Origin of the sequence: Sorangium sp. So ce124 (genome assembly GCF_051525235.1) — a bacterium.
GTDB lineage: Bacteria > Myxococcota_A > Polyangia > Polyangiales > Polyangiaceae > Sorangium > Sorangium atrum.
The window spans coordinates 4,667,515-4,679,772 of sequence record NZ_CP150312.1; the positions used below are offsets into that span (position 1 = coordinate 4,667,515).

General features: G+C 72.8%; 9 protein-coding genes. 4 read left to right on the forward strand and 5 right to left on the reverse strand.

Annotated elements, in window-relative coordinates:
• The first annotated feature begins 116 nt into the window (after window positions 1–116).
• Together WMF19_RS17550 and WMF19_RS17555 are read left to right on the forward strand one after the other, a co-directional pair.
• Window positions 117–1,451, forward strand: a complete 1,335-nt coding sequence (locus tag WMF19_RS17550; RefSeq protein ID WP_437900153.1) for a zinc-ribbon domain-containing protein — start codon at window positions 117–119, stop codon at window positions 1,449–1,451.
• Window positions 1,452–1,658: 207 nt separating this feature from the next.
• Window positions 1,659–4,760: a hypothetical protein gene (locus WMF19_RS17555; RefSeq protein ID WP_437900154.1), complete on the forward strand. Its 3,102-nt coding sequence runs from the start codon at window positions 1,659–1,661 to the stop codon at window positions 4,758–4,760.
• A 4-nt stretch (window positions 4,761–4,764) separates the two neighbouring features.
• On the opposite strand, the gene WMF19_RS17560 is transcribed toward WMF19_RS17555, so the two are convergent.
• Window positions 4,765–6,339 (reverse strand): hypothetical protein, encoded by a 1,575-nt coding sequence (locus WMF19_RS17560; RefSeq protein WP_437900155.1) that lies wholly within the window; start codon window positions 6,337–6,339, stop codon window positions 4,765–4,767.
• Between the two features lie 282 nt (window positions 6,340–6,621).
• Window positions 6,622–7,305 carry a hypothetical protein gene (locus WMF19_RS17565; protein WP_437900156.1) on the reverse strand — a complete coding sequence of 228 codons (684 nt, stop codon included), beginning with the start codon at window positions 7,303–7,305 and terminating at the stop codon, window positions 6,622–6,624.
• Between the two features lie 674 nt (window positions 7,306–7,979).
• On the opposite strand from WMF19_RS17565, the gene grxD reads away from it, so the two are divergent.
• The gene (grxD, locus tag WMF19_RS17570) at window positions 7,980–8,294 is read left to right on the forward strand and encodes a Grx4 family monothiol glutaredoxin (RefSeq protein WP_437900157.1); all 315 of its coding nucleotides are present in this window, start codon (window positions 7,980–7,982) and stop codon (window positions 8,292–8,294) included.
• Here grxD and WMF19_RS17575 read toward each other — a convergent pair.
• Window positions 8,291–9,052: a uracil-DNA glycosylase gene (locus WMF19_RS17575; protein ID WP_437900158.1), complete on the reverse strand. Its 762-nt coding sequence runs from the start codon at window positions 9,050–9,052 to the stop codon at window positions 8,291–8,293. The genes grxD and WMF19_RS17575 overlap by 4 nt on opposite strands.
• A complete protein-coding gene (locus WMF19_RS17580) occupies window positions 9,049–10,398 on the reverse strand; it encodes an esterase/lipase family protein (protein WP_437900159.1) in 1,350 nt (449 codons plus the stop codon). Before WMF19_RS17580 ends, WMF19_RS17575 begins: the two co-directional genes overlap by 4 nt.
• A gap of 30 nt (window positions 10,399–10,428) precedes the next feature.
• Between WMF19_RS17580 and WMF19_RS17585 the strand changes: the two genes are divergently transcribed.
• Window positions 10,429–11,643 carry a hypothetical protein gene (locus WMF19_RS17585; protein WP_437900160.1) on the forward strand — a complete coding sequence of 405 codons (1,215 nt, stop codon included), beginning with the start codon at window positions 10,429–10,431 and terminating at the stop codon, window positions 11,641–11,643.
• Between the two features lie 4 nt (window positions 11,644–11,647).
• On the opposite strand, the gene WMF19_RS17590 is transcribed toward WMF19_RS17585, so the two are convergent.
• The gene (locus WMF19_RS17590) at window positions 11,648–12,250 is read right to left on the reverse strand and encodes an adenine phosphoribosyltransferase (protein ID WP_437900161.1); all 603 of its coding nucleotides are present in this window, start codon (window positions 12,248–12,250) and stop codon (window positions 11,648–11,650) included.
• Window positions 12,251–12,258: the final 8 nt, after the last annotated feature.

The following is a 12,258-nucleotide window of genomic DNA, read 5'->3' on the forward strand; positions in this document are numbered from 1 at the left end:
GGAGCTGCGAGATCAGACGCGCGACTGGCACGTCAGAGAGCGGGCCACCGGCGCGGTATCAAGGTAAACTCTACGCGACGCCTCGCCGGCACTACACCCCAGCGGGCCAGCCCCCAATGAAGATCACCTGCCAGTCCTGTCAGTCGAAATACACCGTCTCGGACGAGAAGGTCCAAGGCAGAACCGTCAAGATCAAGTGCCGCAAATGCGGCGCCACGATCCTCGTGAACAGCTCGGGCGTGACGACGAACGGCGGGCTCGCCGATCCGGTGTCCGGCACGAGCGTTCCGAATGACGGGACGACGTACCTGGTCAACGTGGCGGACGGCGATCAGCGCTCGATGGCGCTGGCCGAGATCGTCACGAGCTACCAGGCGGGGGTGATCAACGCCGAGACGTACGTCTGGGCGGACGGCATGGCCGACTGGCAGCCGCTCGGCCAGATCGACTCGATCGTCGCGGCCCTGCACGCAGGCAGCGCTCCTGCCTCGGCGGCCGCGCAGGAGGCGCCGGTGCAGTCGACGTCCGTGCCCAGCGGGGGAGCGGCCCTCGGGCAGACCTCCCCGGGCGTCGAGTCGGTCGCGGCGGCCGCTCCCCGGGCAGCGGCGGTGCGTCGCGATCCGGCGCGCCCGACGCAGGATCTCTTCGGCGGGAGCCCGGGCGTCGAGGCGCACCGGCCCAGCTCCGACGACGTGGCGACGAGCGCTCCGCTCTTCAAGAGCGGCGCCGCGCCTGGCCAGCGCGACGAGAACTCGATGCTGTTCTCGCTGAGCGCCCTCACGGCGAAGGCCGCCGCTCCTGCCCCGGCGCGGGCGGCCGTCAGCGCCTCGGAGGACTCCGGCCTCATCGACCTGAAGGCCCTCGCATCGGGAGCTGGCGTCCGAGCGCCGTCGCCCGTCGCGAGCATCGTCGCCAACGATGGCGGCCTGTTCCAGCTCAGCGCGCCGATCGTGACCACGGCGCGAGCGCCGTCGGTCGCGCCGCCGAACGTCGGCGAGGCCCCTTCCAAGAACCGCGCCCCCCTGATCATCGGCGCGGGCATCGCGATCGCGGGCATCGCGATCGCAGGCGTCTTCTTCCTGATGAAGGGCGGCGGCAGCACGCCGGTTCCCGCTGCGGTGGAGACGGCGCCGCCCACGGCCGCCGCGCCGGCGACGACGGCGCCCCCCGAGCCGGAGCCGGCGCCCACCGCGTCGGCGACGGCGTCGGCGACCGCGACGGCAGAGCCGGTCGCGAGCGCTGCGCCGAGCGCCACGCCGACGGCAGCAGGGGCGCGCCCGAGCACGAGGCCGTCGACGCGACCGAGCACCGGTGGCAGCACCGCAGGCAAGCAGACGCCTGCTGCCGCCGCCCCGGCGCCGGCCGCTCCGGCCCCCGCGAAGCGCGGCGGCTGCGGGTGCGCGGCCGGCGATCTGATGTGCGCGATGCAGTGCTCCGCAAAGGGCAAGTGAACGCGCGCAGGCCGTCGTCCGATCGGTGAGCGCAGATCCTCGTCGCCGGAGCCGCGCGCGGCGGCTGCTCCGGCGCCGGCTCTGCGATGCGCGAACGGCATGAGCCAGACGCGGCAGACACGCACGACGCGAGCCGCGGCTGGACCTTCGAGCGGGCGCCCGCAAGGACGGTGCGGCGCCCGGACCGCCGCGCTAGCATCGTCCGTCATGAGTGAGCCCGACGGGCGGCTGCGCGCGCCGATGCCTCGGTGGATGCCGGGCGCGGCGCGGCGCTCCGCGATGGCGCTGCTCCTCTGCGCGAGCGCGGCAGGGTGCGGTGGGCGGGCGGCGATGACGCCATCCGGAGGACAGGCGTCGAGCGATCGCGGCGCCGCTGGGCAGGCGTCGCGCCAGGCTCCGGGCGGGCGAGCCTCGCAGGGGGCGGTCGTGACCATGGTCACTCCATCGCGGCTGCTCCCGGACCTCGTCGGAGAGCGCGGTGTGGTGGCCAGCGAGGCGGGGGCCAAGCGGGTGCTCATCGATCGCATGCGCGTCGTCGCGCACGACGACGGATCGCTCGAGCGCGCCGCCGACCTGTTGCCGTCGGGTCAGGTCACCTCGCTCAAGCTGCCGACGCGCCTGGGCGGCGGTTACCTGTTCTACTCCTCGAACCGAGGCAGCGCGCAGCTCTGGCGGGCCCAGGCGTGGCTCGCCCCGCTCGAGCCGCTCGTCCAGCTGCCGTCGGAGGCGAACGAGATCCTCGCGGGGTTCGATCGCCTCTACGCTCGGCTCTCGCACAGCCACCGGCTCCTCGCGATCGACGCGCAGACGGGCGCGGCGATGCCGCTCGGCCCGCTCCCACCGGCGAGCTCGTACGGCCAGATCGCGTTCGCCGATGGCTGGCGCGCCGTGGTCGAGGCCGATCTGCGCGGCTTGCTCGTCACGTTCGACGCAGGGGCCACCTGGCGCGAGGTGGAGATCGACGCGCGGCCGACCTCGGTCGCCGTCGTCGGCGGCGATCCTGCCGTGATGACCGCGAGCGGGCTCTACGCGGTCGATGCGCGCGGCGGCGTGACGTACCGCGCGCTGGAGGTCTCCGACGACGTGCACGAGCCGCCGGCGCGCGCCCAGGGGCCTCTCGGGAGGCGCCCGCTCCGCGCGGCGGTCGAGGACGGGTGGCCCGACTCGAGCACGACCGCGGTGGTGGCTCGCGGCGGCGCCCTGGCGCGCGTCTCGCTGCGCGACGGGGCGGTCATCGACGTCGCGCCCGACGCTTATCCGGAGCGAGAGGCGGCCTGCCATGCGATCCGCGCGGGGGCGTCGTTCGGGTTCGTGTGCGGCGAGCGCGAGGGGCCGACGACCCTGTACGCCTTCCAGCCGCCGCTCGGCATGCGCCGGCTGATGCGCTTCGACGAGCCCCGCTTCGTGGTCGCGAGCGGCAACGGTGCGCTGGTGATCCGCGGCTCCTGCAGCGAAGACAGCGCGGTGCGCGCCGGGCGTGCGTACTGCGTCGTCGCCGCCGACGGGCGCACCCGCGAGATCCACGTCCGCGCGCCCGCGCGAGACGTCGGCATCGAGCGCGTCGTCGCGCTGTCCGACGGCCGCATCGCCGTCCTCTCGCCGCCTCGCCTGGACGCATCGGGGCAGCTCACGCTGCTCAAGGGGAGCGATGTCACGACCGTCCCGCTGATCCTCCCGGGAAAGCCGCGCAGCACCGCGCGCGATCTGCAGCGCGGTATGTGGCTCGAAGGGTTCGAGGAGCGTGAGCCCGGCGTCATCGGCGGCTGGGTAGAGGCAGGCGGTCCGATCGTGGGCGTTCGGATCGACGCGAAGAGCGGGAAGGTGACCGCCGGCGCGCCGCGCCAGGACGGCACGGGCGCGCTGTTGTCAGGGCGGTTCGCGTTCTCCCTCGGAGAAGGCGAGCGCGCCGCCGAGTCGACGGACGGCGGGATGACCTGGCGCGCGCTCGATCTGCCGGAGCGGGACGACGACACCGCGGCGTCGAGGACGCGCGCGTGCGGCCCCGTCGGCTGCGTCTTCAGGGGCTGGATCCGGGTCGGCTGGGGCAAGACGGCGATGCCGGACGATCTCGCCGAGGCGAAGCCGCCGCCGGTGCTTCAGATGCCGCTCCGCGCGGGGAGCCCGATCGCGATGCGCTGCGAGGCCCTCGGCTCGTCGACGCCGCCGCTGCCGGACAAGCCTTCCGCCGCGCCGTCCGCGCGCGCCGAGGGAGCGCGCCCGGCCTCGTCGGTCACGCGCTCGGCGTCGACGGAGACACCGACGTCGCCGTGGGCTCCTTTCCGCAACACTCCGCCGCCCAAGCGCGGGGCGGACGAGATCGGCCTCGACAACGGGGCTCCGTACGACATCGTGACGATGCGCGCCTACGCATGGGGCAAGCGAGGCGCAGACTGGGCGCGCGCCGGGCGCTGGCTCCTCCGTTTCGACGATCGCTTCGACCCGGATGGCGGGGTGCGTTCCAGCGGCGTGAGCGCCTCGCCTTGGTCGGATGAGGCGTCGGCCGCCGAGGCGCTGGGGGTGGTGAGCCAGGGGGCGGCGTCCTGGGGCGCGTACCTCGATCCTGGCGGACGGGCCGCGCTGACCCACGTGTGTCGCGGCGCCGGATGCAGCCTGTTCGCAGCCTCTGAAGGGCTGCCGATCCTTCCGTTGCGCGACAGCGCCGGCCGCGCCGGCAATTTCCTCCGGCCGTTTCCGAACGGCGCCGTGCGGCTCGGCGAGACGTGGTTCTTCGTGACGCCCGGCGGCTCGTATGACGTCGTGGCGCTGTGGCGCGCCGACCTCGGGATCGCGCGGCAGCTGGCGACCTACTATCGGCCTGGCCGCGCCGGCTACGGCGTGGATCCTCCGCGCCTGGTCCGGCGTGCGCTGGGCGGCGGTGTCGGCCTGCTCATCTCGGCGGCTCCCGACCCTGGCGTGCGCGCCGGCTCCTGGCACGTGCTCCCGGTCGACCGCGAGACCGGCGCGCTCGGCGAGGCGGTGCCGCTCGGCCGCAAGGACCTCGCGGATACACGGCTCGAGCGTTGTACTCCGGGGCAGGACGGCTGGCTCCTCGACACGAGCCTGGAGGGCTCGCCGAGCTTCGATGTCGTCGGCAGCTCTCCCTCCGTCGACGGCGCCGAGTTCAGGCTTCGCCTCGATCCAGGCAGCGCGTGCGTCGAGGCGATGGCGGTGAGGCTGCAGGGCGCCTTCACGAAGGCGCCCGAGAAGCAGAGCGACGTCGGCGCCGACGCGATCCCGCTCGCTGCGACCGAGCGCGCGACGGGCCGGAGGTGGCGGTTGCGCTGCGAGCCGAAGGACGCCGCCAGATGATCCGCTAGTTGGTGATGGCGTCCGGCGAAACGGCGTTCACCCGTCCTTCGACGCCGACCTCCTCGCCTTGCCCGTAGCGGATGGTCCCGAGCCAGTCGGCCGTCCATGCGATCGGCGTGGCGGAGCTGTTGAGCTGCGCAGGGCCTGAAGCGTTCACGACGATCTCGCCGATCATCCCGGCCTTCTCCGATGCCTCGGTGCCAGCGCGCCACAGGAGCTTGAGTCCGCCAGCGCACAGCATCGCCATGCAGTCGCTGGAGCAGTCGGAGTAGCCGCCGAGGAGCTCGCCGAGCGCCTGGCACTCTGCCGCAGCGGCGAGCGCTGCAGGGACGGACTCCGCATCCGCCTCCGCTGCGACCCCGAGCCCGGTCACTCCGCCGATGTATCGGGTCGGCGACCACGTCAGCGTCCCCGCTAGCCGGAGTACGTCGCCGGGATCCGCCGTCCACGACATGAAATGTTCCGGTGGTACGCCCGCGTTGTCAGCGGTCACGCTGCCGAGCCAGCTCGCCTCGAAGAGCGCGCGTCCCTGCATGTCTCCCGCGCCGCTCAGCTGGCCATCGAGCGCGAGCGGCGCACCCGCGAGCCCGGCATGGGCCCATCCACGACACCTGTTGCGCAGGGGGATCGGGAGGGCGGCGAGGTGCGCCTGTGCCGCCGCGTCCCAGTCACGCTCGATGCGCTGCGCGGCAAACGCGGTCGCCTGGTCCGGCGGCGCCGCGCGCTGCATCGCGTCGAGCAGGGACGCGGCTTCCGCGCCGGCAGGCAAGAACGCGTCGAGCAGCTGCTCGGTCGCTGCTTCGAGCATCGCGGTCAGCCCCTCAGCCGTCACGAGGGTCAGCTTCGTGTCGAGGCGCGTCGCCGCCATATCGATCGGCAGGTCCTTGATCGGGACCCAGATGTCGCGCGCCGAGCCGGCCTGCAGCTCTCGTTCGCCCACGCAACCCCACATGATCCGACCGCTGTGCAGAGCGACGGTAAGGCTCGGCCCTACAGGCGCGCCCTTGACGACCACCGGCTCGCCTGGACCGCCGTGCGCCACGAGCGCGCCCACGGGTGCTTCGGGCGCAGCAGCCGCGATCTCCTCACAGGTGGCCTCCGCGACGACGCTCGCCGTCCAGCCCTTCGCGACCCGCGTTCCGTCGTAGACCGGGATGACGCGGAGCGTGCCGAAGCCCTCTGCGCTCACCGAAACACCGAGCTCGGCGGATGGCCCCTTCTTCGTCGCGGCGCGGAGCCGAAACGTGCTCCCCAGAGTCGACGCGTGGAGCTGAACCGAGGCCCTGCCATTTTCGTCCGCGACGGCCGTCGTGCGGTCGACCCATGCACCCGCAGCTTCGCCGAGGAGGGTGAAGCTCACCTCGTAGGGCGCGGGCGGTTGTCCCGTGACCCAGACCGTGCGCAGCTCCCCTGGCACGAGCTGGAGCGTACCTTCCTCCTCGAACGCCAAGACGGTGGGTTGAGCGGCGTCCCCGGGCGTATCGGGGCCATCCGCCGACCCCTCGGCCATACGAAAAGAGCAGGACGCCAGTCCGACGATGGCGATCCAGCGAGCCGAGTACTTCCAAGGCAAGCTCACACTTGGAGTGTACCTTGCATCTCCCCCGGCGAACAGCGGAGGGCGAAACGTACGACGGCCTTCCGGGTGAGCCATGTGCATCGACCACCGAGCCTGCCGAGCAGAGCTTGGGGCGAGCGGGTTCACACAGGGGTGGCGTCGCGCGCCGTGCCGCGAGGCGGTGGTGCCAGGGCCACGTGGCGGCAGCGGACACGACCGCAGGGCAGCGGACGTCCCGCGGTGCGAGCGGTGGCGCCGCGCCTCGAGGCATAAGGCAGACGGCGCCGGCCCGCAGGGACGCGACTACTTCACGTAGATCTGGGCGACGGCGAGGCCGCTGCCGCGGACGGTCATGACGGCCTTCGCGGGGCCGCCGACGGGGAGCGGATTCTTGAAGCAAGTACCTTTGCCGCCGAGCGTGGCGTTCGGTCCGGTGGTGTTGTCCTGCGAGAGCACCACGGGCGGCAGCATCGGCGCGGGCTGGGCGACGATCTGCAGGTTGAGCTCCGTGACGCCGAGGCCCACGCCGATCACCGAATAACATTTGCCCGGCTGGATATTGAACGGCTGCTCGAGCGTCTGGCCGTCCTGGAACTGCCCGGCAAACGCGCCGCCTTCCGGCTGCATGCCCTGGACCTCGGAGGCCGCCATGGCGGTGAGGATCGGGGTCGCTGCGCTGACCGCGGCAGGCGCGATCGGGGTCGCCTGGCCGGTGCTCGTGCCCGTCGCGGTCGGCGTCTGCGTCGGGGTGGGGGTCGTGGTGGCAGGCGGCGTGTACTGGCCCGGCTGCTGGGTGGGTTGGCCGTACTGGCCAGGCTGGGCGGGCTGACCGTACTGTCCAGGCGGGTATTGTCCGGGCGGGTACTGGGTTGACGCCCCGTACTGGTTCTGCATCTGCGACGGGTTGTTCGGCTCCGGGTCGCTGCCGCCGCAGGCGAGGGGCGCGAGGCCGAGCAGGGCCGCTGGGATGAGGACGTGCAAGCGCATACGAGGCTCCTTCAGGGTTGTGCGGGTGAGGCCGCGACAATGGGACGCTCGCCGCACCCGCGGCGGCTCACCGCCGCTGGTCACGGTCGGTGAGACGGCCGAGGTGGGGGCGTGTTCTACAACGACTTGGCGGCGCGAGGCCAGACGCTGCGGTGCAGGCGGCACGAGGCGCGTCCAGCGGGCCGAAAGAGGCCCCGCCGCGGCCTGGGTACAGAGGTCCTGGAGCACGTTGTCGACCAGCATTCGACGTTTCGGTGCCCGCGGGCAGGCGCGCGCCGTATCGATCGCCCACCGTGTCCCTGCGCGGCCGCGGCCGTCGAGCCCCCTCGGTGGACGCGCTGAGCCCGGCCGGCGCGGGCCACCGACCCCGCATCTCTCGCGAAGACGCACCCAGCCGTCGCCGCACCCGCCCGAGGATACACTGGTCCCCGCGGCCCTTCATGAGACCCCTGCGGCGCTCCAGCCCAGTTGACGCGGGCGGAGGGCGACACCAGAAACCCCGTTCACAACCGCGCGCGGGGCGGGGCGGTCACGTGGTCCGCTTGGCGAGCCCAGTGCGGTCCCGTCGTGAGCCCCGCCGGACGCCACGGCGTGCGGCCCGGCGGTCACGCGCCGCTTCTGTGTAGATTGAACAATGGGCGATCCCGCTCGCGGCGGGAGATCAGGAACGAGCCATGAGCGACATCCACCAGGCAATCAAGGATACCGTCGAGAGCAACCGCGTCGTCCTCTTCATGAAGGGCACCAAGACCTTCCCGCAATGCGGGTTCTCGGCGCGGGCCGTCGACATCCTGAAAAAGTGCGGCGTGGACTTCAAGGACGTCAACGTGCTGTCCGATCCCTCGCTGCGCCAGGGGATCAAGGACTACTCGCAATGGCCGACGATCCCGCAGGTCTATGTGGACGGGAAGTTCATCGGCGGCTCCGACATCCTGATGGAGATGTTCCAGTCGGGCGATCTGCAGAAGCTCCTGTCGAACCAGAGCTAACGTCCGGATCGCTCGGGGGCGCGAAGCCCTGCTGCGCTCACCGCGCGGCGTAGGACCTCGTCGAACATGTCGCCGGTGAGCCGCCCCGTCTGGGTGTTCTGCTGGCTGACGTGGTAGCTGCCGAAGAGCAGCGCCGCTGCGGCGCCGCCGCGCGGATCGGGGATCGACGCCTCCACGCCGTGCGCGAACGGTGGCAGGCGTGGGTGAGCTTCCGCGTGATCCCCCGCGGACGCGCGGCGTGCCCGGGCGAGCGCGCCGACGGCGTCATAGCCGATCTTGCCGAGCGCGAGGTAGACGCGCGCCCGATGCAGCGCCGCGAGCTCTCGGTCGATCCACCCACGACACGCCGCGAGCTCGGCGATCGTGGGCTTGTTGTCCGGGGGAGCGCAATGGCAGGGGGCGGTGATGAACACGCCCCGAAGCGAGAGCCCATCGTCGCGCGAGGTGCTCGTCGGCTGCGAGGCGAGCCCCGCTCGATAGAGCGCCGCGTAGAGGAAGTCGCCCGATCGATCGCCCGTGAACATGCGACCGGTGCGGTTCCCGCCGTGCGCCGCCGGGGCGAGCCCGACGATCACGAGCGGCGCGTCCGGATCGCCGAAGCCCGGTACAGGGCGGCCCCAGTAGGTCTGGTCCCGGTAAGCGCGCCGCTTCTCTCGCGCGACGTCCTCGCGCCACGCGACGAGCCGCGGGCAGCGCCGGCACTCGACGAGCTCCGCCGTGATCTGATCGAGCGCGCGCGCCGCGCCGCCGCGGCTCACGCGGCGGGCTCGCCGCGCGCGCTCGTCGAGGCGCCGCTCTGCTCAAGGTCCACGCCGCGCTCCGACGCGTGCGCGTCAGCGAGCGGGCGCGGCGGCGCCGCCGCGTGCTCTGCCAGGCCGCCCTGCTCGCCGGCCACCATCCCGGTCACGATGCGGTCAAGCACCGCGTCGAAGCGCAGGCGATTGAAGCGGGCTCCGCTCGCCAGCCAGTCGATGTGCCCGCCCTTGCCCGGAAAATGGCCGACGATGTCCAGGTGGTCGGCCTTGCCGGCCCAGATGAGCTCCCCCCAGACCTGCGAGGCGAGCGGGACCACGCCGTCGTTGGCGTCCGGCGGCGGCAGCTCGCCGAGCACGCGCGCGAGCTTCTGCTCGATCGAGCCGTCATGGGAGCGGCAAGGGTAGTGCTCGTTCAGGCGGGCGGTGATGTTCGACAGCGCGGTGAAGATGGCAGCCGACATCGCCCCCCACGGCGACCGGAGCGCCGATACCCAGTCACGGACGGCGTTGCGTGGCGCGTACGTCGCGACGCTCTGGTATCGCAAGCCCGCGCGGTCCTCGAGGCCGGCGTGGAGCAGATCCATCGCCTCGGGCATGAGCTGGACGATGGCGCCCTGGTCGTCGCGCAAGAGCTTCAGCCAGGCGCGCAGCTCGCGGCTCGACGCGTCGTCGAGCACGCGGATGAAGCTCTCGACCGCGCGATCGATGAGCTCGATCTCGAAGAAGCCGAGCTGCGCCCGGCCGAAGGCGGCGACCAGCGCCGACGCGGCCGCGAGCGGGGGCGCGCCGAGCTTGAGGCCGGCCACCGTCAGCGCGGTGACGGCGTAGAGCAGGCGCTGGCCGCTCACCGTGGCGAAGAAGGCGGCGAGCGGGGTGCCGAAATGAGGCGTGTTGATGGTGGTGACGGACCGCAGCCGGCTCGTCCAGCCGAGCCGGCGATGAGCGTTCCCGGGGAGCCGCGCCGTCGGCGAAGCGACGAGGCGGGCGTCCAGGCCTCCGGTCGAGTGGCCTACGATGTGGATAGGGCCGTCATCGTCTCCGGCGCTCTCGTCGACGAGGCGGGCGAGCTTCGCCGCCCGGCGGAGGATGGAGGCCGTCGGGTGGACCTCGCAGACGTGGATCTCGACGATCCGGCCGCGATCGCGGAACCGCTCCTCGATCGCGCGGATGAAGTGCTCGAAATACTCGAGGGAGGCGAGGGTCGCGAAGCCGAACATGCCCGGCGACAGGTAGACGCGCGTCTTCTGCACGCGCGGGAATGTGACATGCCCGCCGGCCCTCCGCGGCATTTCCATCGCCGCCCGCGCCTGCGGCCACGGCAGCCGGGCGGCGTGAAGAAGCGGCGGCATGCCGGCCGCAAATCCGGCTACCCTGCGAGCGTGGACGACCCCAGCGCGCGGGAGATCGAGGCGGCTGTACAGGAGGCCCTGGGCCTGTTTGGAACATCAGGCTCGGTGAGCGTGCAGGGGCGCCAGATCGCGCTGCGTGGGCGCGGTGCGCCCGTGGCCATCGATCTGGAGCAGCTGGTCGAGCAGTGGCCGCTTCTGCCGCAAGAGCTGCGCACGCGTAAGGCGTCCGACATCGCGCGGCGGCTCGCTCAGGCGCACCGCGCGGTGAGCTCGCTCGCGCCGCCAGTGCCGGCCGCCCGGGTCCGGCCAGCGCGGCACCTCGTGATCCCCGTCGGCGTGATCGCGCTCGTGGTGGTCGGCGCGCTCTTCGCGTCGCGCATGTTCCGATCGCGGGAGGCCCCGGCCGCCTCGCCCACAGAGCCGGAGACGACCGCCGGCGAGGATGCGGCGCGGAACGCGCGCACGTGCGAGGCCGCGCGCAAGCGGATCTACGCCGGCGCTTCCATGGGGCCCTTCGAGCTCGCGGGCTGGGCCGCCGAGCTCTGGCTGGCGATGCCGCGCGGCGCCGCCGCAGCGGAGGTCGCCGCCGGCGCCGGGGAACCTCCAGCCCTGACCGCCGAGTCCGTGGGGCTGGGCGCGCTCATCGCGCAAGGCAAGCTGACGGCGGGCGCCGACGCCGATCTCGCCGCGATCACCGACGGGGTCGTGGAGATCGTCCCCGGGTTCGACGCGGAAGAGGCGAAGCGCTCGCCGTCGTGGCGCGCGATCACCGCGCGCTTCTCCGGCGGATACGCGCGGGCATACTTCGATCCCGCGCAGCGGGCGCGCTTCGTCGCGCTCGGCGATCGCATGGCCGACGCGTCCGCCGCGGCGCTGGGCGCCCTGTACGCGCGCTGCGCGCACCTGCCCTACCACGACGCAGGCGCCTGGTTCCGCGGCTCGGATCCGGCCGCGGCGGCGACGGCGCTCGTCTATGCGTCCGGCCTCTTCGCCGAGATGTCGGCGGTCGATCGAGGGGCGCTCGCCGCGCTGCCAGGGGTGGGGCCGATCGACGCCTTGCGCGGCGCCGGCGCCTCGCTCGACGCGGCGAGCCTTGGCAAGCTGGTGGGGGCGCACGGCGGGGGCATCACGAAGGGCGGCACGGGCGCGGTCGTCATCACGTTCCCCGTCGGCGGGCCGACCCGGGCGACGACCGCGAGCCGCACCGTCGCGCGCAAGCTGCAGGTCGGCGTGGGCCAGGAGTGAACGCTCACTCGCCCGCGGCGAAGTGAACGATCGAGAAGACCGGCGCCGCGCCGCCGACGCGCTCCGCGAGGAGCGCCCGACCGCCGAGGAAATCGAGCTCGACGACGAAGGCGAAGCCGGCGACCTCGCCGCCCTGCTTGCGCGCGAGCTCCGCCGCGGCCGACGCCGTGCCGCCGGTCGCGAGCAGGTCGTCCACGATGAGGACCCTGGCCCCCGGCCTGATCGAGCCCTTGTGCATCTCGAGCTCTGCCGTGCCGTACTCGAGCGCGTACGCCACGCGATCGGTCGCGGCCGGGAGCTTGCCGGGCTTGCGCACGGGCACGAAGCCGGCGTTGAGCCGGGCCGACAGCGCGCCGCCGAAGATGAAGCCCCGCGACTCGACGCCGACCACGACGTCGACGTGCTCGCCGACGAAGCGCTGGGCAAGGAGATCCAGCGTGATGTGGAGCGCCCGCGGATCCGCGAGGAGCGGCGTGATGTCCTTGAAGAGGATCCCGGGCTTCGGAAAATCCGGGACGTTCCGGAGGTGCGCCTTGAGGTAACGGAGCGCGTGCTCGGAGGGCAGGGCGTCGTGGTTGAACATGACGCCGAGCGTAGGCGAGCGCATTCGAGCCG